The sequence below is a fragment of the Bacillus sp. J14TS2 genome (genome assembly GCF_018333015.1).
Taxonomy (GTDB): Bacteria; Bacillota; Bacilli; order Bacillales; family Bacillaceae_C; genus Lederbergia.
Map to the genome: position 1 here is coordinate 239,544 of NZ_BORE01000004.1, position 25,459 is coordinate 265,002.

The 25,459-nt window shown below is 36.8% G+C and carries 19 protein-coding genes; 2 read left to right on the forward strand and 17 right to left on the reverse strand.

Annotated features, from left to right (window positions below):
* Positions 1 to 42: 42 nt before the first annotated feature.
* The gene (locus KI375_RS08280; RefSeq protein WP_212973016.1) at positions 43 to 1,386 is read right to left on the reverse strand and encodes an ABC transporter substrate-binding protein; all 1,344 of its coding nucleotides are present in this window, start codon (positions 1,384 to 1,386) and stop codon (positions 43 to 45) included.
* A 444-nt stretch (positions 1,387 to 1,830) separates the two neighbouring features.
* Between KI375_RS08280 and KI375_RS08285 the strand changes: the two genes are divergently transcribed.
* Positions 1,831 to 2,907, forward strand: a complete 1,077-nt coding sequence (locus tag KI375_RS08285) for a GntR family transcriptional regulator (RefSeq protein ID WP_212973017.1) — start codon at positions 1,831 to 1,833, stop codon at positions 2,905 to 2,907.
* A gap of 365 nt (positions 2,908 to 3,272) precedes the next feature.
* On the opposite strand, the gene KI375_RS08290 is transcribed toward KI375_RS08285, so the two are convergent.
* The 16 genes from KI375_RS08290 to KI375_RS08365 form a co-directional block, all read right to left on the reverse strand.
* Complete coding sequence (locus tag KI375_RS08290) at positions 3,273 to 4,289, reverse strand: oligopeptide/dipeptide ABC transporter ATP-binding protein (RefSeq protein ID WP_212973018.1); 1,017 nt, start codon at positions 4,287 to 4,289, stop codon at positions 3,273 to 3,275.
* Complete coding sequence (locus tag KI375_RS08295) at positions 4,286 to 5,278, reverse strand: ABC transporter ATP-binding protein (RefSeq protein ID WP_212973019.1); 993 nt, start codon at positions 5,276 to 5,278, stop codon at positions 4,286 to 4,288. Before KI375_RS08295 ends, KI375_RS08290 begins: the two co-directional genes overlap by 4 nt.
* Complete coding sequence (locus KI375_RS08300) at positions 5,278 to 6,141, reverse strand: ABC transporter permease (protein ID WP_212973020.1); 864 nt, start codon at positions 6,139 to 6,141, stop codon at positions 5,278 to 5,280. The genes KI375_RS08295 and KI375_RS08300 overlap by 1 nt, the downstream gene beginning before the upstream one ends.
* A gap of 10 nt (positions 6,142 to 6,151) precedes the next feature.
* The gene (locus KI375_RS08305) at positions 6,152 to 7,150 is read right to left on the reverse strand and encodes an ABC transporter permease (RefSeq protein WP_212973021.1); all 999 of its coding nucleotides are present in this window, start codon (positions 7,148 to 7,150) and stop codon (positions 6,152 to 6,154) included.
* A gap of 12 nt (positions 7,151 to 7,162) precedes the next feature.
* Positions 7,163 to 9,061, reverse strand: coding sequence for an ABC transporter substrate-binding protein (locus KI375_RS08310; RefSeq protein ID WP_212973022.1), 1,899 nt, complete (start codon positions 9,059 to 9,061; stop codon positions 7,163 to 7,165).
* A 934-nt stretch (positions 9,062 to 9,995) separates the two neighbouring features.
* On the reverse strand, positions 9,996 to 11,798 hold the full coding sequence (locus tag KI375_RS08315; protein WP_212973023.1) for an ABC transporter ATP-binding protein: 1,803 nt from the start codon (positions 11,796 to 11,798) through the stop codon (positions 9,996 to 9,998).
* Between the two features lie 15 nt (positions 11,799 to 11,813).
* Positions 11,814 to 13,616, reverse strand: a complete 1,803-nt coding sequence (locus tag KI375_RS08320; RefSeq protein WP_212973024.1) for an ABC transporter ATP-binding protein — start codon at positions 13,614 to 13,616, stop codon at positions 11,814 to 11,816.
* A gap of 143 nt (positions 13,617 to 13,759) precedes the next feature.
* Positions 13,760 to 14,587: a sugar phosphate isomerase/epimerase family protein gene (locus KI375_RS08325; RefSeq protein WP_212973025.1), complete on the reverse strand. Its 828-nt coding sequence runs from the start codon at positions 14,585 to 14,587 to the stop codon at positions 13,760 to 13,762.
* A gap of 52 nt (positions 14,588 to 14,639) precedes the next feature.
* Positions 14,640 to 15,521, reverse strand: coding sequence for a carbohydrate ABC transporter permease (locus tag KI375_RS08330; protein ID WP_212973026.1), 882 nt, complete (start codon positions 15,519 to 15,521; stop codon positions 14,640 to 14,642).
* 12 nt (positions 15,522 to 15,533) lie between these two features.
* On the reverse strand, positions 15,534 to 16,505 hold the full coding sequence (locus tag KI375_RS08335) for an ABC transporter permease (RefSeq protein ID WP_212973027.1): 972 nt from the start codon (positions 16,503 to 16,505) through the stop codon (positions 15,534 to 15,536).
* 271 nt (positions 16,506 to 16,776) lie between these two features.
* Complete coding sequence (locus KI375_RS08340; RefSeq protein ID WP_212973028.1) at positions 16,777 to 18,369, reverse strand: extracellular solute-binding protein; 1,593 nt, start codon at positions 18,367 to 18,369, stop codon at positions 16,777 to 16,779.
* 238 nt (positions 18,370 to 18,607) lie between these two features.
* Positions 18,608 to 20,941, reverse strand: coding sequence for a helix-turn-helix domain-containing protein (locus KI375_RS08345; protein ID WP_212973029.1), 2,334 nt, complete (start codon positions 20,939 to 20,941; stop codon positions 18,608 to 18,610).
* Positions 20,942 to 21,033: 92 nt separating this feature from the next.
* Positions 21,034 to 21,873 (reverse strand): sugar phosphate isomerase/epimerase family protein, encoded by an 840-nt coding sequence (locus tag KI375_RS08350; protein WP_212973030.1) that lies wholly within the window; start codon positions 21,871 to 21,873, stop codon positions 21,034 to 21,036.
* 341 nt (positions 21,874 to 22,214) lie between these two features.
* A complete protein-coding gene (locus tag KI375_RS08355; RefSeq protein WP_212973031.1) occupies positions 22,215 to 22,982 on the reverse strand; it encodes a sugar phosphate isomerase/epimerase family protein in 768 nt (255 codons plus the stop codon).
* 143 nt (positions 22,983 to 23,125) lie between these two features.
* The gene (locus KI375_RS08360) at positions 23,126 to 24,085 is read right to left on the reverse strand and encodes an ROK family protein (RefSeq protein ID WP_212973032.1); all 960 of its coding nucleotides are present in this window, start codon (positions 24,083 to 24,085) and stop codon (positions 23,126 to 23,128) included.
* Positions 24,086 to 24,235: 150 nt separating this feature from the next.
* On the reverse strand, positions 24,236 to 24,391 hold the full coding sequence (locus KI375_RS08365; RefSeq protein ID WP_212973033.1) for a hypothetical protein: 156 nt from the start codon (positions 24,389 to 24,391) through the stop codon (positions 24,236 to 24,238).
* A 288-nt stretch (positions 24,392 to 24,679) separates the two neighbouring features.
* Here KI375_RS08365 and KI375_RS08370 point away from each other — a divergent pair, with 288 nt between their 5' ends.
* Positions 24,680 to 25,312 carry a pentapeptide repeat-containing protein gene (locus KI375_RS08370; RefSeq protein ID WP_212973034.1) on the forward strand — a complete coding sequence of 211 codons (633 nt, stop codon included), beginning with the start codon at positions 24,680 to 24,682 and terminating at the stop codon, positions 25,310 to 25,312.
* The last annotated feature ends 147 nt before the right edge of the window (positions 25,313 to 25,459 follow it).

The window sequence follows — 25,459 nt, forward strand, 5'->3', positions numbered from 1 at the left end:
TAACTTAGCTGTCAAATCCTGTAAGAAGTCGTTTTAATTGGATTATTTTGTCGACTTTTCTTCGACAATTCTTTGTTCCTCTTTTTGTTTTAAATCTCGTAGAAATTCGTTACGATCTTGATCAGAATCGTAAAATTCAAAGCCACTCCCCCCTATTACATCCTGTGCTCCCGCATCATAGATTGACCTTTTTTCTGATGTACCGCCACCTGGTTTATTCATAAATAAAGAATCAATATTTAAATCCGCAAGATAAGAGCGATTAGGATCATTCTTCAAAGCTTCTTCGACAGCTCCATTCTCAAATAAATGATTAAACGGAGTCGTTACTGCCGAATTCCCTTTACTGAGGATCTGTTCATCGGAATACCAAAACTTCAATAATTCAAAAGCCGCTTCCTTATGTTCACTTATATCTGTTACTCCCAGCGCCCAACCACTTTGATTAGGTTGTATCCCTGGTGCCTGAGACCAAACTGGGTAAGTCGCAATATCCCAATTCAAATCTTCAGGTAGCGCCTCAAGGAATTGATGGGGAATCATAGCCAAGTTTCTTATTTGTTGAAAAGCATCGATAAACGCAATACCGTCTGTCTCTATTTCTGCAAGATCATTGCCTGGGATGGATTTCATTTGCTCAACCAAAGCGAAATAGTCGCTAACCTCTTGTCTTTCCGTCCACAAGACTTCATCCGTCTCTGGATTAACATAAAGCGTATCTCCCATTACTTGAGACAAGGTTTGGCTCGCGTCATGTTGCATGTATAAACCATGGTACTCAACACCATTTCGTTCTCCAGTCACTTTCTTCGCAAGTTCAATTACCTCATCCCAGGTCAGATTGTCTGCCGGATACTGAATGCCAAACAAATCAAAAATGTCTCTATTATAATGCAACGCATATTTCTGCGATACAAAAGGTAAGGACCATATTTCGCCACCTGTCCATGAAAGCCACTCCGCTAAATAATCATCATCATAACGAGTTAGATCAAAATTATACTGATCGATCATATCTCTCATATCCATTGCCAATCCATATTCTTGAAGTAATTGGATCTGGGAAGGATGACTGACCATGATCATGTCAGGCTTAATCCCTGCAGCGAATGTTTTTTCTAGTGTCTCTCTGTCTCCTGCATCTCCTTCTATTCTTTCTAATGTAAGATTAGGGAATTTCTCTTCTGCTGGCTTTTTGTAAAATTCTTCCCATCGATCCTCCCCTATCACCCACGCCAACATGACCGTAAGTGTGATCTTCTCCTCACTCTCTTTAGCCGTGTTTTTTGGTGTATCTTTTTCCATACTTTGAGACTGGCACCCTATTAAACCCACAACTAACAACACGACTAGTAATACAAGGAATTGCTTTTTAATATTCCTCATGATTTTCCTCCTCGTCTATAGAAACTTCCGGTGTTCACTGAGGTCATTAGAGCAAAGAATTTGCCAAACAAAGTTATTTCACACAATATTAAGATAATAAAAACGATAGGTCTTCATGTAAAAATAAGCTGTGAATCTATTTTACCAACCAACTTTACGAACTCAATTTTTATCACCTCCTCATGAATCAGCAGAGTGTTCACGCTTGTAGTATACTTAAAGCATAAATGTTAGCGATTACATTTCCTTAGATAAATAGATTCTTTCCAACAATATAGAAAGAATTTGTTTTTAATGTTATACTATCCTCAACAGAAAAGTATACATACACATTATTATAAAAGAAAATAAAAATCAAGCTTTATTTTACCTTCAATACTACATTATTTACTTTATGCTTTTTATAAATAAATATCACATCAACTATTGAAAGGAAGTTAAAATATGAAGGAGTCAAAGCTCTCTGTTCCAAAGTATCAAATGGTTAGAAATTATATACTTAGCATGATTCAAAATAAAGAGTTATCCGCCCACGCACGTATACCAAGTGAAAAAGATTTTATTGAAAAACTCGGTGTCAGTTCCATTACAGTTAGAAGAGCCTTAGCTGAGTTAGTGGATGAAGGTATAATTTACCGTGTTAAAGGAAAGGGTAGCTTTATTTCCGACCAAAAGCAAAAAGATCAAACAAGAACAAAATTAATTACATTTGTATTATCTGGAAAGGACATGTACGACAACTCCTATATGCAAATTATGAAAGGAATTCAATCCTATCTTTCCAAGCATGGTTATAAGTTAATCATCGAGTTCATTGAAAATGATATTGATCGAGAAAAGGATCTAGTAAAAAAATTAATTCAAACAGATTGTGAAGGATTATTAATCTATTCCTCAGATCCAGAGGCTGCTAAAGAGTATCTAACAGACATTCAATCAAAGAGAATCCCGATTGTACTATTAGATCGATTTCCAATGGGAATCCCCTTACCTTGTATTGCTTGTAATAATTATGACGGGGGGTTTGAGGCGGTGAGTCATCTAATTGATTTAGGTCACTCGAAAATCGGTTTTTGTGCTTATGATTTCTTTTTAAACTCAGAAAAGGAACGATATCTTGGTTACCAGCATGCCCTGATGAACGCCAATCTGCTGACTGATTCCACTAATTTCTTTTCACGATCAAAGCTAGATTATGAAGATCTCGTGACCGCGATTAAAAAAGGGAATCTAACGGCCTTATTCTGTGTAAATGACCGCATGGCCCTTGAAGTTATGGAGCAATTGATAAAAATGGGCATAAAGATCCCAGAAGATCTTTCCATTATCGGTTTTGACGATTTCGAAAGTTCTAAATATGCTAAAGTACCTTTAAGTACAGTTCGGCAACACTTTGAAAAACTAGGCTATGAAGCAGCGAAATTATTATTAGAAACCTCCACAAAAACTCAAATGGAGGCTAAAAAGGTTTTATTACCCACTAATCTTATTATTCGCGATTCAACAGCTCCCCCAAGCTAACGCTTTGCATTACGAATGACTGCACAGAATTATCAATAAAACAAACGGAGCTGCACAACCGCTAGCTCCGTTTATCTTGATCCTATTCTATTCCCTTCTCTTCTTCTATTGTTTCATGTGCTTTCACATACTAAAATCCACTACAGATCATCATCTCGTTGCAGACAAGCTGTTAAGTAATTTTACTCAATTTTTATTTATTTTGTGCTTTTTTTTCATCCACCGACTGAAAATAAGAGTGCCAATAATAATGCAACTATTAATGACCAGTGTTATACAGACGAGTTGGAACTCGACTGTCTTTGGTTCCGTTAGAAAAATTAACAGACCGCTAAAAACCGCAAAAATGACAGCAAAATGAAAAATTAATTTGAAGAAGCTGTTAAGTGCCATTTCGGAATCCTCTCTGCATAGTGGCATGCCACTACCCCATGTTTGACCTCGCGCAATGGTGGTAGTTCTTCACTACAATATTCCGTTGCATAAGGACAACGTGGATGAAAAGAGCAGCCGCCAGGTGGATTGACAAGACTTGGTACCTCTAACCCTTTTAATGGCAATTCATTTTTTGCCTTCGCGATTTTTGGGTCAGGAATCGGTACTGCTGTTAACAATGCCTGCAAATAGGGATGCTGAGGATTATCCATCATTTCTCCAACAGAGCTTAACTCGACAATCCTCCCTAAATACATAGCAGCTAGACGACCATTTTGAGCAATAAATCGAGCAGTTGCTAAATCATGAGTGATATAAATAAAAGCAATATTTAGCTTCTTATTTAATGACGTCATTAAATTTAGGATAGAGAGACGTAACGAAACATCTACCATTGATACAGGTTCATCTGCAACAATTACTTCAGGATCAAGCGAAATCGCCCTTGCCATTAGTACCCGTTGGCGTTGACCTCCACTCAATTGATGAGGAAATTTTCCTAGGAATTGCTCTGCTGGTTTTAGTCCAACAGTTTCAAGCAGCTCAATTATCTTTGTTCGAATCCCTTGTTTTCCCTTCGCTATCTTATGACGGATAATTGGGGCTGCCAAGGATTGTTGGATCGTTTTTGCCGGATTCAGAGCAGCATAGGAATCTTGTTGTACAAGTTGGACACTCATTCGATATTGTTTCTGTTTCTTCCCACCTAATTTACTAACATCATTTTCTTTATAATAATAGGTCCCACCTGTTGGCTGGTACAACCCAGCAATAACTTTTCCAAGCGTCGTTTTGCCACAGCCACTTTCCCCTACAATCGCCATAATTTCTCCAGGGTATAAGGACATACTGACATTCGACAGCGCTTTAATGGTTGTATTTTTCGCTTCTTTATCTTTATTCGGGAAATGCATGGACACATTATCTAATTTCAGCAATGGATTCATTTTGTTTCTACAACCTCCTTTTCCTTGTCAGTAAATAAATGACAAGCAGGACGATAACCGTCCTTCAACAACTTTAATTCTGGTTCCACTGTTTTACAATGACTCATTACATATTCACATCGCGGGTGAAAAGGACAACCTTTTGGCAAATCAAGTAGATTAGGTGAAGCTCCCGGAATAGGCTTTATCGCTTCTAAGTCGTGAATAAGTGAAGGAACCGCTCGCAGCAATCCCTCCGTATAAGGATGCTTCGGATGTTCAAAAATTGTATAAATTTCATCAAATTCCACAATCTTACCTGCATACATGACACCAAGATAATCAGCTACCTTTGCCACGACAGCGATATCATGTGAAAGCAAAAGCAATGTAATGCCCAAGTCACGATTGATTTGTTCGAGAATAGAAAAAATCGAATCTTGTGTAATGACATCTAGGGCCGTTGTGGGTTCATCCAGAATGACTATTTTTGGTTCTAACAACAAACTAAAAGCAATCATGACCCGTTGCTTCATTCCACCACTTAGTTCATGAGGATACGAACGTAAAACTCGTTTGGGTTCAAGCTTAACATATTCAAGCAATTCGATTGCTCTTTTCTCAATCACTTCATTTTTTGCATTCTTCCGATGTGCCCGGTATGTTTCAACAAATTGTTCCCCAATTGTTACAACAGGATTTAATGAATTCTGTGCCGCCTGAAATACCATCGATACTTCAGACCAACGATAATTGAGCAGTTGTTTCTCAGACATCTTCGTCACATCTTGCCCATCAACTTGAATAGAATCCGCCGATATCGTTCCTGGTGCAGAAACCATTCTTAGCAGGGTGGAAGCCAATGTGGACTTCCCGCTTCCACTTTCACCCACAAGAGCTGTTACCTTTCCCTTCGGAATCCGGAGCGAAACATCACGAACCGCTTGAACGGTTCCCTCTCGCATCGGGAAGGACACGTTGACATTTTCAAATTCAATGACTGTTTCCATTATGCTCCACCCCTTGTTCGAAGTCTTGGGTTCAATGCTTCATCGAGCCCATTTGCAAAGAAGATCGTCCCCAGTTGGAACAAAGCGAGACAAACAATTGGTGACAGAACATATACATAGCCATTTGGATTAAAAATTCCTCCGGTTTGAGAAATCGCCAGGTTCAGCATTTGTCCCCAATTGGTTGGTGAATAAGGGGCTAATCCTAGCATCATAATCGCTACACTCCCAACAATCGCTCCACGCATAATCATAATGAAATTAATCGCCAAATAGGAGACAATATTAGGCATAATTTCCCTAAAAATGATGTGCCCTAAGCCTAAATCCATAACTCTACAAATCACAATAAAATCCCGTTCCTTTAGTGAAATTACTTGTGATCGAACAGCCCTTGTCAGTCCCGGCCAGCTCCACGCGCTCAGCACAAGCGCAAATGAGAATGGGTCTTCAATGGATAAAAAAGCCGCTAGGATGATAAAAACAGGTAAGGATGGAATGGTCAAAAACAGATTAGTAATCAGCATAATGACCGTATCTAGCTTGCCGCCGACAAGCCCAGAAATCATTCCTAGTACTGCTCCAAAAATCAGCGTCACAACCGCCGCCAGCAGACCGATAAGAAGAACCTCCTGTGAACCGTGCACAATTTGCGACCATACATCCCTGCCGCCATAATCCGTTCCAAGCCAATGTTCAAAGTTTGGCTGCTGATAGCGATTTTCATAGTCCACTTGTGTATCTAATGGAAAAACAACTGGACCGACGGTTGCCATCAAAATGAAAAATACTGTTATGATTAAACCAACACATGAACGTCGGTTCGATATTATAATTCGAAAAAAATCGATCACGCCTTGCATCGTTTCACCCCTATTCCTCAATCTGGATTCTTGGATCCAATTTACTGTATAGTAAATCAGCAATAAAATTAGCAATGATCATCGTAATTGCAATAAACAGAAGGATCCCTTGCATCACAATATAATCACGCTGTTTCGTTGCTTCAGCCATAAAATAACCAATCCCCGGATATTGGAACAAATTTTCTACAAGAATCGCCCCACCAAGCATTCCGCCTAAAAAGACGGCAAGTTGTGTAACCAATGGAATAATGGCGTTTTTCTGCACATATTTTCGAACAATCAGCTTCTGCGGCAATCCCCTCGCTTTTGCTGCTTCAATATAGTCATCACCAAGAATACTGACTGCACTTCCTTTCATCATCAATGCCCACTGACCAATTAAAGTCAACACATAAGTAAGAATAGGCAGTGCCCCATAGTAAAAAATACTGCCAATAAAAGGGAGATTAAAACCAGGTGTTAAATAGAAATCATATGCCCCGTTTATTGGAAACCATCCTAATCCATAAGAAAATACGATTAAGAGAAGTATCGCTAAGATGAAATCAGGAACTGCATTGGTCACAACTGAGTATATGGAAATAACAGGATCAATCCATGATTTTCGGTTGTACGCCATCTTTACTCCTAAATAGATGCCAATAACAAAGCTAATAACCAAGGCAATGCTAGATACAAACAGGGTCCACGGCAAAGCATTAGCAATAATATCATTAACACGCAGCCCCTGATGTACCATGCTATAACCCAGGTTTCCCTGTAACAAATTGCCCACATAGCGGGTAAACTGCTGGATAATCGGTTCATCTGGATCATAATTAATCATATTCGCAACCCGCGCATAGGCCTCATCAATTGTGATGTTGTATTCAATCGCATAATCCCTCGCCCACTGGTCAATCGCATTGCCGGGCGTTAGCCTTAACAGGACAAAGGTAATGACAACAGCAAGGACAATGGTGATTAGTGCGTTGAGAATGCGTTTTAAAAATATCCGTCGTGTCAATGGAAATCCTCCTCATTCTTTCGGTCGGTATTGTCCTTCGATAAATGGCTGAATACCAGAATTGAACCAATTTGTTTTTAATACTTCACGCATGTCTTCGTCTGTTTCTGGTACAGGTATATTGCGATCATATTGTTCAATCTGTGACTCAAGTGGCAATCCATCTAAATGAGCCTGATTTAACCATGTTCCTGTTACATTCTGGAACAAATTGACACCGAAAGCTTCTTCGTTATTGATCCACGCCATTCGCGAAAACCATTCCGTATACTCTTCCTCATCCATATATGGAATCTTTTGCATAACTTCTCGCACATCAAATTCAACATCATCATAACTCTTTAAACGCAAATTAATTTTATCTCGCTTTTCAGGATCTTCATGATCTTCAGCATAACGAGGCATATGCATCATCTTAGCAATATTTCCTTCATACACTTCACGAATGGATTGCCAAGGAAACATAAATCCCCAAGCTGCATCAACCCAATCAAGGGACATATCATAAAGCCCATCATCTTTTGAAACATTATCAAAGTAAACGGTTCCATCGACTGCCATTAGACGAGTCGGAATACCAAAAGCTGTTAATTGTTCAGCTACAATTTGGCCGGGCATTAGACCATTTTGCCATGTAGCATTTACACCGATGACAAAATCAGGACGAACCCCATCTGGATCACGCCAAATGCCTTCCTTGTCACGGCTCCAACCCAGGTCTTCCAATATTTCTTCCGCTTTTTCTGGATTGTATGAATAGTCTCGCATATCTTTTATAACTTCTGGTTTTATCCAGTTCTCCATATCCGATGGTACGAGCCCTGTAATCGATGTTGTTGGTTCCTGTCCATATACATTCCCAACTTCGCGCGCTTTCGATCTATCAATCGCATACGTAATTGCCTGTCTAAACTCCTTTTGATCAAACGGAGGACGGGCTTGATTATATAGAATACCAACTGAAGCTGGATCCAGCATTTTAAAATGGACAAGATCTTTATTCGTAGCTAATAATGATTCAAGAATATCCTGTGGTGGGGTACCATCAAAGTAATCAATTTGGCCGGAACGCAATAGCGCAAATCCCGCAGCACCTTCAGTCCCAGGATTTTTAATGGTTACCTTGTCAAATTTAATCTCATCCGCAAGATAATAGTCAGAAAACTTTTCAAGCAACATATCTGAAGATGTTACTCGTTCTATTGTAAAAGGCCCTGTTCCGACTGGCATTTCTGGACCTGCCACAAGAAAGTCCTGCCAGTTCTTATCTATCTCCTTTTGCAAATCATCATCAATTTTCAAACCAAACTTCCCTTTTTGGAGTAGTTGTTCTTCTTCCGTATAAGGCGATGCCTGATCTAATAACTCAGCAGCCCGATCAACATATTTCCCATAAATATGATAAGGAATCGTAGCCTGCTTATCCTGTCCTAATAAAAAGGAAAGAACAATCTCATTTGCTTGAGGTTCCAACCAGTGAATTCGTAATGTTTTATCATCCACAAGTTCAATTTCTTTCATATACTGAGTGACTTCTGCCCCATTGTTTAATATATAATACGCCCATATATCTTTACTTGTAAAAGGCTCCCCATCATGCCAGACCGCATCATCGACTAATTTAACTTCTGCATAATCATCGTGAAAATCAATTGATTTTGCTAAACGTAAATGTTGCTCATTTGAGATTCGGACATTTTGCACTAATCCCTCAAAAACAAAATTTGTCGCTTCTCCAATCCCACCATTAGCAAAGTTATTCCCTTGGAATAATGGTGGACGCGGCCAACCGCCACTCCACTGTATAACTTTTTCATCCTTATTCGCTCCTGTGGCGCCACAGCCTGAAACAATGATGACCATCAATAAAATCATAGCAATCGCTCGTGCCTTGCGAAGAATAGAACCCAAAATATATGTACCTCCTTTAATCACTTAAATAGATGTTCAACAAGATGAGGAACTTGTAAATAAAAAGGATTATATAGAGCGTGTTCAAAAAGGCGAACAAAAATATCTTTTTTACTGACTTTTTGAACATCCTCTTATAGGTTTTAGCTTATGTGATTAACATCTTCTTTCCTAGCAATCTATCCAAACATTCCCCTCCTTACTTCGCAAGCTGTATTATCCGCTTACATTTTTTAAAGACTAATAATTTGATATACCAATTATGATATATTATCAATATTATATACCCTGGCTATGTCAATTTAAACGTTATATGTTTATATGTAATCGTTTCTTTATAAGTATGAAAAAAACTTGAAATATTTCCCCGTTTTTAAAGTTACATCTAAAATTCCTGAGAGATTCCTATAAACCAGCTGGAATTATCAAAGAATTGTTGGAAACTCGTACTGGATTTATGTGTAGAGGAGAGTTCGAAGGATTTCTAACTGTTCAAATGAGGTAAAATGGATATACACTCGTTTTAATTTTTCCAAAATCAGTATATCAATATATATAATCATCTATCTTTAACTTCATAAGCTTAACAGACATCTAACTTTCTTTCTCCTACTGCATCATCAAACAAGCTATCAAATCATACATAAATAGACCATCTTAAAAAATCGATGATCGGAAAATAATATGGGGTGAGATATCGCATTAGATTATATGATTCCTTTCTGCAGGCAACTAATGAGCCTTCTCATGCTAATAGTAAGCTGCCTTTTAATATTGGAATGGCTTGTCAACATTAAAAGGCAGCTTATGAGCCTGCAAAGGAAATCAAGTATGTAGATCAGAGAGGTAAAGCCATTATCCAAATCTTCTCCTAACAACAAAAAGATCGTTATACCATTTATTGGTAAACCATACAATCAATCGCATCAAATTATTAAGAAGTTTGTTTATACGGATTCGATTGAACGCGGAACATTTCTGCATATCTGCCATCCGTAGCCAATAATTGTTGATGTGAACCTTCTTCGATTATTTTGCCATTTTCTAGCATAACAATATGATCCGCCATAACCGTACTTGTTAAGCGATGCGAAATAAAAACGACGGTTTTTTGTTTCGACAGCTTCGTCATATTATCATTAATATTATATTCCGATATGGGATCTAAGGCTGCAGAAGGTTCATCCAAAATAGCTACCCTGCTGTCCTTAGACAATACACGTGCAATGGCTATTTTTTGCATTTCTCCACCTGAAAATAAAACTCCATCTTCTTCAAATTCTCTTGTTAAGGGCGTTTCTAATCCAGTCGGTAAATGCTGATATTTTTCAGTGAAATCTGCAAAATCAAGTGCCTTCAATATGGAATTTCGATTCTCCTCGGTTACACGATCCATCATCACATTTTCACCCAAAGTGGTGGCGAAGATCTGGAAATCCTGAAAGGCTACTGTAAAGAAATTTCTATATTGCTTCAGATCATAGTCTTTGATATTTATTCCGTTTAGTGATATTTCACCACTATTCACATCATACAATCTTAATAGCAGCTTGATTAATGTGGTTTTACCCGCCCCATTAAAGCCAACAATAGCAAGCGTCTTTTCAGAGTGAATGGTTAAATTGATTTTATTAAGTGTAGGTGTTTCTTCACCAGGGTACTGGAAGGTAACATCTTTAAACTCGAATACAAATTCACTTTCCGGCACATTTTTCGCATTGGTAATCGACTTTATTTTAGGTTGGTAGTCGATAAAGGCCCTCATGCTTTCAATATACAATGTGTTTTTATAAAGGCTATTCATTTGATCCGAGAAGCGTGTTAACGATAAATACAGATTGACCATTCCAGTATTCACGGCAATAAAATCACTAATTAACATCGTTCCTAGCACGATCAGTTTATAGGAAAAATACAGATAGACAGCAAAGGTGCTGATAAGATATCTTAAAAAAAATACGGGAGCAAACGATAACCATGCGACTTTATGAGCGTATTTTTTTATAATCTGGTTTAGTTCCTCATATGACTCATTATAAAACTCGATAAATTTTGTATAAATATTTGTTAATCTTATATCTTTTGCACTGTCTTTTAAGTAAAACATGCGCACAATATAATTCCGCTTTTTTTCACTATTCATTGTCTCTTTTTTATATGTAAGCACGATCTTTTCTTTTTTCGCTGTGATCACCATCGTTATGATGACGGCTAGCAGGATGATGATCCCCATACTGGCATCGATTGAGATGACAATGCCGATGATGCCGGCAATTTGAAAGATATACCTAAAAAACTCACCAATCGATTTTATCGCATCCAAAATAAACTCCCCAGAATTATGGGTCGCCCAAATATATTCGTTATAAAAGTTGGCATCATCGTAGCATGATAAGTCAAAAGTTTTCGCTTTATTATACAAAAAAGTTTCAAGGCCTTGGATCAGCTTTTGCGAATATACTGGTTTGATATAGTTCTCTATAACAATTTCAAACGCCCGCAGAAATAGTATCGTTAAGCCGCCTACCAGCAACAATATGAGTATTTCATTAAAACTGCTCCCCTCTTCTATTCTCTTAACAAGACTTCTAATAAAGATCATTGTTGTAAAAACCTGTAAAAAGGCGAATGCTAAAGAACCAACGATTACGGACCAGAGTAAAATCGGAGAAAATTTTACGATTAATCTCATTAAAAAGAGATTATTTTTGAGGATCATTTTTAAAGATACTTTCATGAGCTTTCACCCCCTCTATAATGCGTAATCATATTTTTCCGCTTGTTTTTTATACATATTTGCATATTTTTCATTTCTTTTTACTAATTCATCATGGGTTCCTTGTTCAGATATCTTTCCATGCTCGAACAAATAGATTCTGTCTGCCTTTAAAGTCGCTGATAACCGATGGGAGATAAAAATGACGGTTTTATCTGCAGCAGCGTTCAGCATCAATTCATTTATTTTCGCTTCAGATAATGGATCCAATGCACTTGATGGCTCATCAAAAATGAAGACATCACTCTTTTTGAAGATAGAACGTGCAATTGCCAGTTTTTGACTTTCTCCTCCAGATGGGACAAAACCTTTTTCATCAAATTCTTTCGTTACGACTGTCTGAATCCCATTGGGTAATGTTTGAATACGCTTCCACATATCACTTTCGTTTAAGGCATGATTTATTTCTGAAATATCCTGATCCTTTACACTTTGTGTGGTAATATTTTCACCTACACTCAATGCGTACAAGGTAAAATCTTGGAAAACGACAGAGAAAATATCTCTGTATTTTTTCTGATCATAATGATGAACATTCTCTCGATTATATAAAATCTCACCAGCAGTCGGTTCATATAAGTTTAATAAAAGCTTTACAAAGGTAGATTTGCCCGCTCCATTATGACCAACGATGGCGATCTTCTCCCCCTTCTTGATGGTCATATTAATGTCCTCTAGCACATTCACTCGCTGATCATATGAAAAATCCACATGGCTAAATTCAAACAGTGTTTCCGTCCTATCTGGTATTTTCCCGACCCTTTTTTGACCCGCTTTCGATTGTGTATTCATGAATCGTCTAAAATTGTTTATAAAGAGACTAAATTGCTCAAATTTTAAAGTTGTTCGAATCAACTCGTGAATACGCCAGCCCATTCCAGACACAGCATTTAATATAATTAAATAGTCACCAATCATCAGGGTTTTACTTTCAACAACTCGATATGTGATATAAATAAGAATCCCAATATACACGAAGCCTTCGGTAATATAATCAAGAAAAAAAGTATAGATTGTTCCTTTTTTACCATATTTTTTCTCATTATCCACCACTTTGTCCATGTTTTGATGATATGTATTGATTAAACGATTAAATATATTAGAAAGGCGGATATCTTTTGCATATTTACTAAGATACATAACGCGATTAACATAAGCCGTTTTTCGAGTGGGATTAAGATTATTCATATACAAATCGTAGTAACATTTATTCTTTTTTCTTCCGATGATAAGACTGGGGATCAGTGGCAAGGCGACAAACCAAAGAATATTGATATCAATGCTAATAATGGTTGTAAGCAAAATAATAACCGTAATCAAAGTACCGATATATTGAGCTACTGTTTTAGATAAAGTGATCGCTCTATTTTGTGCTTCCTCCAAGGTGAGGATATATTGATCATAAAATTTAGGATCATCATATTTCTCTATATCAATTTCTACCGCATGCTGATAAACATTTCTTGTAAAATATTTTTGAATAGCAGCGTTATCATACATTAAAAATACATCTGTGAACCATGATTGAAAAAACAAAGCAATACAAGTTATGATCGCAATCACACCAGTAAAAATAGCAATATACATGAAGGAAGATTCATCTTGTAAAGCGTTTACAATACTTCCAAATAAAATAACGTAGATAAGCGTTTGAACTACACCTTTTGAAGTGTAAAATAAACTTTCCAAAAATAAACGCCTTTTAGAGGCTTTACATAACAATTTTAACATATACAAATTATTATCCAGTACCTGCTTTACTGTGCTTTTTTTGGTCAATTACCGCACCTTCTTTAATAAGGGTTCAAATCTTTTAATAGATAGATAATCATTATTTGAATCTTCTCACAATCTTAACATACATGGTAAACTTGAAACAAGCGGAACCGATTTAAACATCAGCTCCGCTTATTCATGTTAGATTATTTTTCTTCATTTTCCAGTTGTTTCATATATTGAACATATTGAGGAATGGCTATTTCAGGTTCCTCGATCTCAGGACACCATACTTTCTCCCATTCAAGTGTATAGTAGCCCTTATACCCTTGTTCAGCTAGTAGATCAAAGATCCGCTTTAAAGGAATATCGCCTTCTCCCATTAAACAAAGTTGATATCCTCGAGCAGTCGCCTCTTTTAAATAGGAATCTTTCCAATGCGTATACTGAATCCTCTCGCCAAGCTTATCCCATGTCTTTTCAGGCTCCTCACCCTTTGTTCGATACGGGTGATGAACATCCCATAAAACCTGTAAATACTTAGAATTAGTTTGGTTTAATACATCTAAAACGTTTTCACATTTTGTCCAGTCATCATGCGTTTCTAGGATTAAAGTGACTTCATATTGCTCAGCAATTGGAAGCAATTGGTCTAAATTATTTTTTACAATTTGAACAGCTTCCGCTCGTCCTGTATCTCCAATCCCTCCTCCAAAGACACGGATATAGGGAGTGTTAAATTCTTGACATAAGCGACCATATTGCCTTAATTCTTCCTTGTAACCTTCCAATTCATTATTCGAAGTCGTAAACAAACGAATAGAACTGGAGAAACATGGAATCTCAAGATCTGCTTCATTAAATTTTCTCTTCGTTGTTTCAATTTCACTGGAGAATTCCGGTAATGTATAGATTTCCATCTCTCCTAGATACCCTCTAAAATCCACTCCATCATAATCATACTCCACAGCCTTTGAAATAATCGTATCCATATTCCAATTGGGACAGCCTAGCGTTGTGAATGCGAGTTTCATTGATTTCCTCCTTGTTTGTGAATATAGAAAACTTCAAATTCACGGATTTAGATTATTCTTTTATAGATCCAATCATAACACCTTTAACAAAGTATTTCTGCAAGAATGGATATAGAAAAAGAATTGGTAATGTAGCTACTATAATCGTAGCATATTTAACCGTTTCTCCTATAGGATAACGATCTCCTCCTCCAACACCGGTAATAAAGTTATCAGTGCTATTCTCAATGAGGATCTCGCGAAGAACTAACTGGAGTGGCCATAGGTCATTATTGCGTAAATAAATCATCGCATCAAAATAAGCATTCCAATGTCCAACACCATAGAACAACACCATAACCGCAATAACTGGAAGTGACAGTGGTAAAATAATTTTAAACAAAATCGTCCAATCATTTGCACCATCGATCCGTGCGGATTCTTCCAAACTATCTGGTATTCCTTTAAAAGACGTTCTCATAATAATTAAGTTCCAGACACTAACGGCATTAGGAATAATCAGCGCCCATCTTGTATCAATCATTCCTAGCTGACCAATTAATAGGTATGTAGGAATCAATCCCCCACTAAAAAACATCGTAAATGTAATAAACATCATGATTGGTTTGGTTAACATCGCATTTTTTCTTGATAAAGCATATGCCGCTATACTTGTTAGAAAAATATTAATAGCTGTCCCTGCAACCACATAGAAAATCGTATTTATATAACCAACAATGATCATTGGGTTTTGAAAAACCAGTTCATAGGCTTTAAAAGTAAGGCCTAATGGGAAATACAGTATCCCTCTATTCTTTGCCAACAATCCTGGATCACTTAATGAAGAAAATAAAACATATAAAAAGGGATAGAGAGTGGCAAAAACGAGAATAAGCATAAACAGCACATTTAGAAAGTCAAAAGTCCTTTCTCCCAAACTCGCTTTTATTTTCATACAATCAACTCCTTACCAAAGACTTGTCTCACTGACTTTTGCACTTATACGATTCGCCAAAACTAATAGGGTTAAATTGATAATGGCGTTAAATAACCCGACTGCAGCACTAAAGCTGAAATTGGCTTCCAAAATCCCCTTACGATACACATAGGTTGAAATCACATCTGCCGTGTCATAAGTTAAGGGATTATACATCAAAATAATTTTTTCAAATCCGACACTCATCATTGAACCGATCTGAAGAATGAGGAGAATAATGATGATTGGCGCAATACCCGGAATAGTAACATGTAGGGCTTGTTTAAAACGATTCGCCCCATCAATTTTCGCTGCTTCATATAGCTCTGAATTAATATTTGACATCGCGGCTAAATAAATAATTGAACCCCAACCGATACTTTGCCAAATCCCTGAGCCAATATAAAGTGTCCGAAACCATTCAGGTTTTTGTAAAAACGAAATGGGCTCTACACCAAAAATGGAGAGTAGTTGATTAATTAAACCATTTTGCGTGGTGAAATCCACTAACATTCCAACCACTACCACAACAGATATAAAATGGGGTAAATAGCTGATTGTTTGAACAACTCGTTTAAACCAAATCCGTCTCAATTCATTTAATAATAAGGCTAGTAAAATAGGGGCTGGAAAAGCCAGTAATAACTCATAAATATTAATAAGAAAAGTATTCCGGATTAACCGCCAAAAATAATAGCCCTTAAAAAAATCTAGAAAGTGTTTAAAACCAACCCATTCACTTCCCCATATTCCTTCTGTTAAACTAAAATCTTTAAATGCAATTTGGACTCCATACATCGGGCCATAATGGAAAATAAGATAATAAATGACAACAGGTAAAACCATAATATAAATATACTTATTTCTTTTTAAATCTTTGACTAGCCGCCGTCCAAACCGTTCTTTTTTAAAGAGGATCTCAGACGCTTTTTTTCCTTTTGTATTCTGTCTGACTGTCTCCATGTAGTCATCCCTCCGTTTCGACTGTATGTATATACATCAGGATCATGATAAGGGGCTGTCTTATGTGCGAAAATCACCAAAAAGGTTCCCTTGCCTCAAGGGTAGCTTCAGCCTCTTCGCTTCGCTCCTGGTCTTCAGCTGATGCTATTCCTGCTGGCGTGTCGCCGTTTTTGGCGATTTTCTTAGTGTTTATTCACAAACAGAGAAAAAGGATTCATTCATTTCTCGTTTCTTTTTTCGTGAAAACTTATTGGACAGCTCCTTACTTCAATTAACGATCATTATATCGTTCTAATGCACCCTGTTGAATTTCAGTCGCTCTTTCAATTCCCATCGACTGGATCGTCTCAACAAATTTATCAAATTGATCAAGTGATTCTTCACCCATAATAAATTTATTGATCATTTCAGACTTATACGTATTAATATCATTCATAATCGAGGCATACTCAGAGCTTTCTTCTTGTGTAGGACTAACAATCGGCATCGTTCTTTCATTTGTTCCTTTTTTCCAGTTTTCTAACGCCTCTAGTTGTTCTGGTAAATTATTGTATTGCTCTGCATATTCTTTCGCTTGAATGAATGGTCCACTCCAGCCTACAGGAACGTATGCAGCTAAGCCTTCTGACATTGATTTTCCATCAGGGTTATTGGTTACCACTTCTGTGTATGTCGGGTATCCATCAACCATTTCAAAGCTTTCTCCCTCAATACCAAAGTTGAACAATTCAAATCCTTCTTCTCCATACTTATAATCAAGCCATTCCACCGTTTCTTCAATATTTTCATTGTCCGTGCTAATAGCTGCACCAACACCGTTATAGTTGGACTCACCTAAATTGAAAATCGGTTCTTCACCTTTTTTAAGTACAGGATAAGGGGCACCTGTTAAAGAAAAATCGCCATCATCTTTTTTCAATTGCATATACCGTAAAATACTGCTGCCTGAATAGCCCATCAGCGCACCAAGCTGGTCATTTGTTACCTTCGCATCTTGCAGCTTGTCATCTGTTGCCACATATTCCTTGTCAATCAGTCCTTCTTTATACCATTCATTCATTAAGGTTAAAAATTCTTTATATTCCGGTTGAATGGGACCATATTGGACTTTATTATCTACATGGTAAAAACCATTTGTAATCCCATATGCACCAACAAAAGCATTTGATGTAATCGCATCCTTATCAATTAATAAAGGAATTTCATCTGCTTCTCCATTTCCATTTGGATCATCTTCTTTAAAAGCAGTTAATACAGTATGCCATTCATCAATTGTTTCCGGCAACTCTAAATCAAGCTTTTCTAACCAATCTTTGCGAATAACAGGACCAAAAAAGGTAAGATTTAATTCATCTTGTCGTAGGAAAGGGAATGAATAGATACTCCCCTCATCAGTAGAGACCATTTTTTTCCATTCTGGATTTTCATCTAAAATCTTTTTAAGATTTGGAGCATGTTCATCAATATAATCATTTAAACGAACAATTTTTCCATCCTTTATATACTTCTCAGGACCGCCAGGTACTGAAGTCCAAATTCGTTCAATCACATCTGGCAACTTTCCAGATGTCATCATTAAATTAAATTGTTGATCTTCCTCACCTGAAGCAGGATGTTCAAAGTCCACTTTAACGTCTGTTATTTCTTCTAATTTCTTATAAGCCCCCATCTCATTATAATTTTTAAGGGTATCTGGACGATTATTGGACACCCAATAAGATAATGAAAGTGATCCATCATCAGCTTTTCCACCTGAGGCTTTTTCACCTTTCGAAGAATTATTACACCCAGATAAAGCGGTTACAATTACAAGTAAAGAAAAAAAGGCTACTTTCATCTGTCTCTTCCACTGAAACTTATTCATCCACTATTGACCTCCCGAAATAATATTCAATTCAAAAAAGAAGCATCCTTTCCTCCCTTCATTTAGCTTATTTCCCATATTTCCATATCCGCTCATGTTTGTTAATCACGAAAATATAAGATTCACTATACAAACTTAAGAATAAAGACTATCAATATTTAAGATTGACTATCATATATTCTGATAAAGCTTGTAATTCCTTATCATTCTTGAATCCATTGTGGAAAAGACAAGATATTTATTCTTCATTTTCGTTTTGAGCTTTCTTTAAATTGGCGCGATATTTTCCAGGAGTAATGCCCTCTTGCTTTTTAAATATCCTAATTAATCCAATATCATTTGCATAGCCGATTTGCTTTGCAATTTGCGAAATTGTTAAAGCAGTCTCTTCGAGATATTTTTTCGCAGCTTTAATGCGAATCTTGGCAATAAACTCAGTTAAATTCTCCCCTTGCTGTTTTTTAAAAAAGGAAGAAAGATATTGTGGGGTTATATTCATTTCCTCTGCAATCGTCGTCAAACTAATCATTGGATCCTTATAATGATGGTGTATATAGTCAATAATCATTCGCAGCAGGCTTTCACTATGATCAGATCGCTTCTCTTTCATTTCTTCACAAAGTTTTTTGTAAATCATTTTAATCTTTTGATGAATTTCCTCGACCGTCTCGCAGGCAAGTAATTCTTGAACAGGATCTTGTTCTTCACTAAATACATTTCGATGATTGATTTTCATATCGTTGAGAATTTTCACGTGAGTACTCATCATATTAAAAAACAAACATTTGCCCATTGACATGGAAATTCGCCTATTAAGGAAATTTTCTTTAAACACATTATCAAGAATTCTTTCTACCTGCCCGTAATCAGCGATTTTAATACAATTCATTAACTGCAGTTCAATTTCAGCAGGATAATAATAATCTTGTGCATTTTCGTTTGTTTCATTAAAAGAGATGATGCGATTATTTCCTTTAATCATCCGATAATTTAAAGCTTGTACAGCCTCTCGATAAGAATTCACAACCTGATTCAAGCCTGGATAAGAAGTTCCAATGCCGACTGATATGACGATTCCAAATTGATCTTTCAAAATCGTCTTTAAATGCTGTGTGACTGTAGATAAAGAATAAATCTGATCCCTTTTTATAATATTTAAAATTATTGCGAGCCTCTTCTGTCCTAATTCGACAATAAATGCATGATGATTCTCATTCACTAACTCATGGCCTATATTACTAATCATAAATCTTGTGATCGCCCAATCCTTTTCCGTGATTTTATCATCCATCGAATAACTTTCCTCAATATCAACGAGCATGACTAAAAATTCATCACTCAAAAAAGATATTTCCATAAAATCTAATGACTCTTGATTAACCGTTGCTGAATCGACAAACCCATTCAATAATCGAACAAAGAAATTTTCCCGTACTTTTGGGGTTTGGGTAGCCAAAGAATCTCTTAATCTTTTTTCTGTATCCCATGAAAAATTTAGACTTTCTTGTATAAGATGATATTCATTTATTTTTACTTCATCTTTTCTATTTACATTTTTTATAATCGATTCGACTAAATTTCTTACTGGAATATAATGATGACGAGCTAATGAATAACAAGCAACAAAACCACCCACCAAACAGATTAACAATAAAATAACCGCTAAGGTTTTCACTGTATTTACTTCTTTCATGACAATATTTTTCGGAATAATAGACACATACTTCCAATTTGTTTCATTAGAAACAATATAAGCCACCATCATATCCTGATTGTTATACTGATACTGTAATGTACCTTCACTTTTATCAAAATTTAGATTTAGCTGTGTGAGCTTTTTATTATTTTTTGCAGTTGTTGTCATCACATTATTGTGTTCATCTAAAATAAATATACTTCCTTGATTAGCCCATTCAAGAGTCTGTAGTACATTTTGAATTTTCTGTTCATTTATCATGATTGATAAATATGCTTTCGGTTCTTTCACTTGACCAGGCGGCAGGGGTTGTACATAGCTAATCATTTTTATTGGTGATGACGATACACCTTCTAATAATGTATTAACTGGAAAATATTTCGGTGAATTTTTAACTTGTGTAATCCTGTTTTTCCATTCTGTATAATCTAATTGCTGATCATTGTAGATATTGTTAAAAAAGGTAGATGAATTGGTTTTGATGGTTGGGCTAAGTAAAATATCCCTTTCTGGTATATAAAGGAAGTAATCATAGATAAATGTGTTGGACAAAGGATAGCGCTGCATATCTTTCATAAAAGAATAATAGTCACTTATTTTGTATTCGTCCTCGTCTGCGTGCTGACGTAAAATATAACTAAGCTTCGGATGAAAGGATATTTGGGCAGAAAGTGATGTTACTTGCTGAAGTTCATGGTCAAGTACGTCACTTGCCTGTTTAAGCAATGCTAAATTCGATTGGTTTGTATTATCTTTTAAATTCGTTTCCATTTTTTTATAAAACAGACTCTGAACGAGAATAGGAAATAATAGAACGAGAAGAAAGGACACTAATAATGTCACGAAAACACTTTTGCGATTATACTGCTTTTTCATTAGCTCTCCCCCTATAAATACTAGCAATATAAAAAAAGATACATGACATGATCACCATGTATCTTTCCTGTTTTTAACTGTTTACTCTTACTTTATATGCCTTTAAAAACCTCAAGAAATGCTTCCCCCGATTTCTTGGCTAAAACGTCCGCCGTTTCACTTGGTGGTTCAGGAGATAAAATTTCCTGGGCTACACTACCTTTATATCCGATCTGGGACAATGCCTTTAGGAATGCGCTTAAATCAATGACCCCCTCACCTGGATAAAGCCGATCATTATCTAGAGCTTCTTCTACTGGTACATCCTTTGCATCATTAATATGGACATGGGCAATCTGTGAAGGATCCAAGGCTAATAGATCTTCTATTGTTCCACTAGTTGTATACCAATGATAGCTGTCTAATAGTAGTCCCACATTTGGTTCGCCGATCACATCAATCCAATCTAGTGTTTCTTGCATTGTCCAGACAAAAGGATATTTCCAGGCTGTTCTAAGATGATGAGGGCCAACAAATTCTAACCCCAGTTTTATATCGTATTCCTTTAATATTTGCGCACATAATCGTAATCTTTTCGTGGCTTGCAGCATAAAATGTGCTGGCTTTTCGTCTGTTGCTGGCAATACAAAGGTACAGCAACTTTGGCAGCCGAATTCCGCCGCTATTTTAGCATCTGCCAATAATCCTGATAGTCCTTCCTTAAACTGTTCATCTGTCCCTCTCCATTCTACAGGTAACCCAATGGAGCCAATACGGACTTTTTGTTGATCTAAAAAGTCTTTTGCTTCCGCTAGACCTTTGGATTCTACCCAATCAGATAATTCTTTACCAGATGTGTCAATGGCTCCAAATCCATTCTTAGAAGCTAACTCAATCAATTGCTCTATGCCTTCTACTTGCCCTAGTCCTGCGCTACTTAACCCCTTAATCATTGCAAAAACCTCCATTTTAAATAAATAGAATCTACATACCTTAAGCTTTTCGACATAATTCCCGAAATTCCTGTATTCTTTTGTAAAAAAAGAAGAGGCTGGGACAAAAGTGTTTGCATCAAAGAAAAAAACCGAACTAGTATGATGCATACCTCCGCTCCGGAAATATACTTTGCTTTCCGCGGGCGGCTGGTGAGCTTCCTCGTGCTACGCACTCCGGAATCTCACCGATGCCTTTCCTCCGCTGGAGTCTTCGTATATTTCCTCCGCTAAAGTAATACATTGTTCGGTTTTTAGAGCTTAATTTTTTAGTTTTGTCCCAGCCTCATTTTTACGTTCAATTATTTATTAAGGTATGGGCGCTTATTCTTCAAAAATTCAATACTTATTTCAATACTTTCAAGAGGTGTTTTACGAGATTGGTCTTGCTCCACTACCCACCAATCGACATCTGCCTCTTCTCCTAAAGCGAGGACACTCTCTAGATCCACCCCACCAGTGCCTAGCTCAGCAAAAAATTGCTCTTCATCTACAGTCATATCTTTTAAATGGACTAAAGGAGTTCGTCCTTTATAACGTTTGATCCACTCAGCTGGTTGCTCCCCAGCCTTAGTCAGCCAATAAATATCTAGCTCGGTTTGAATATTTTCAGATGGGACATCATCGAAAATCGTTTCTAAAACAGTTCTACCATCTGAAAGCTTTTCTAATTCAAAATCATGATTGTGATAGCAGAACGTTAATCCCGCTTTTCTACATTCCTCTCCAACCTCACTGAAAAATGTTAGAAGGGATTGGTAGGTTTCTTCATTTCTCTCATCCGGCATTAGGAAAGGGCATACAATATATTTACTCCCTAAAATCTTCTGTTCCTCAATCACTTTCGCTAAGTCATTTTTTAAATCTGCAGCTGGTACATGACTGGACGCAGCTTGCAAACCAACTTCGTCTAAAATTTCTCGTACTTCTTGAACAGGTAAGCCTCCATAGCCTGCAAATTCAACGCCATCATAACCAAGCTCAGCCACTTTCTTTAGAGTCCCAGCAAAGTCTTGTGCACTTTCTTCACGTAAAGAATACATTTGTACAGCAACAGGTATTTTTTTCATAAATATCCTCCTCTTTTACAATTGAAACGTTTCGATAATTCTATTCTAGTAGACTATTCCATATTATTCAAGTATTTTCATTCTTCCTCCAAAATAAAGTAAAGTTTCAATCAGTGGGGGACTTCTCGCCCCCACTATTTCCCTTATACATGCTTGGCTAGTGCCAGTGAAGCAGCTCCTATGAGGCCTGCGGAATCCCCAAGTTCTCCTGTCACAATAAGTGGTTGTTTTTCATTTATATAATATTTTTTGAATAACTCCTTGATTGGATCTGTTAAAAAGTGTCCGGCCGCAGCTGCTCCTCCCCCAATAATAATCACTTCTGGATTTACTAAGTATGTAGCTGATAATAATTTATATCCTAAAGTGGTCGCGACTTCCTTAAAAACTTCGATTGCAACTTGATCGCCTTTTACACTTGCTTCATAAACATCCTTCGAACTAATGTCTCCCGCTAAGTCGTTTAAAAGGGTTGTTTTTCCTGATTGAACCGCTTCCTTTGCTAATCGACTGATGCCACTTGCAGAGGCAATTGTTTCTAAGCACCCTATATTGCCACAATTACATAATGCTGAATTACCAGGCACTGGATCATGGCCAATTTCTCCTGCAAAGTAATCTGCCCCAGGTATCATTTTCCCATCAATCATAACCCCAGCAGCCATTCCCGTTCCTAATGTGATACATATGACATTTTGTAATCCTGCCCCTGCACCGACAGCTGCTTCTCCCCTCGTATAAGTGCGTACATCATTATCAATAAAGGTCGGTACATGTAATCTTTTTTTCATCTCTTCCGCAAATGGTACATCCTGATAGCCTAAATTTACAGCATTGATAGCGATACCGCTTTCAGGATTGACAATACCCGGCACTCCAATCCCAACGCATTCAACTTGGTTTTGATAATTATTTTTTTCAATCAGTACTGTTATTTCTTTTGCCAGCTCATCGAAAAACTCTTTAGGGTTATTCGTTTTAGCAGGGAAATTCGGTTTTAAAGTAGGTAAAGTTTTCTTTTCCACTAATGTTAAATCTTGATTAAATAGACCGATAACAGTATTTGTTCCCCCTATATCTACTCCTACGATGCCTTTGTCCATGTGATCACTCCTATAAATAACCTATTGTCTCCATTTCTATTATACTATTATTTTTCAATATAAAAAAAGAGTATGGACGCTTATTTAAAAAAAGAGTTGGTGCTATCCCGATTTTGGACAGCACTGCTATCTCCATTGCTTTGATAGTAATTAGCTTGATTCCACCTCATCATAAGACAAATGAGTTACTTCCGTATACTCCTCTTTTTCCACTTCATCCGCAGTTGCATTTTCCTCTAATTCTTCTTGATCATTTATTCCTGAAGCAATAGTAGGTTCGTCATGTTTTTCCCTTTTCTTAGCCATACTCTCACCCTCCTTTTTGGATAGCATTGCCAAGTGACCAGGAGATTATGTATGCTTACCACAATTAATTGCTCTAAAAGAATGGTACGTATAGAACATCCCTTGTATGGAGAAATGAAGAAAACAATCTAACCTAATAAATCAAGCTATATGACCTAATGAGCTTTATCTCTAATGTTTTAATGTGTAAAATACAATTCAATCCTAAAGACATTGCAGCTTTGCTTTCATTCAATTAACATAATAGTTGGTAAGACTATAAAAATAAAAAGGGTGCTGTAAAGGAGCATGAGAAAAATACAATCACCAGATTTACCAGAAAACTTAAATAGCATAACCATTAATAAAATCGAAGATCGTTCTGCTTATGAGCTAGGGAGATTAGAGGCATTTCCAGCTTCTATTCATGCGGAACATGTCCGCTTTCAAGAAATCCATCTAAAAGGAGTGGATTTTGACAACACTCAACTTCCTTCCTCTTCATGGGTTGATGTTGTTTTTGAAAATTGTGATCTTACGAATCTAGATTTTAGGATGGCACGCTTTACACGTGTTGAGTTCATTGATTGCAAATTAGTTGGTGTTAATTGTGACCAAGCTAGCTTTCAAGATGTGTTATTTCGTCAATGTCAGGCTCCCTACTCTTTATTTAATCTATCTACATTTCAAGATGTTTGTTTTGATCAATGTTTATTAAAAGGGGCTAATTTCATTGATGCAAGCTTAGAATTTTTAGACTTTACCAACTCGGTGATTGAAGATGTACAGTTCACGGGAACATCCTTAAGCAATATCGATCTTAGCCAATGTGAATTCTCCTTAATTCATGCGGATGAGCATGACCTTCGTGGTGCCATTATCTCACCTGAACAAGCGATTGGCTTTATCGAGGTATTTGGCTTAGTAGTGAAGGATGATTAACAAAAGTGCAAGGTCAATAAACCTATGCTAAGCGTCGAGATTCTTTTAAAAACCTTCGATTCCATTCTGTCTTAAGGCTCATGACCTCGAAAAATATAAAATGACTTGTCCTTAACTATCTTCCTCATGCATATAAATGTGAATAGC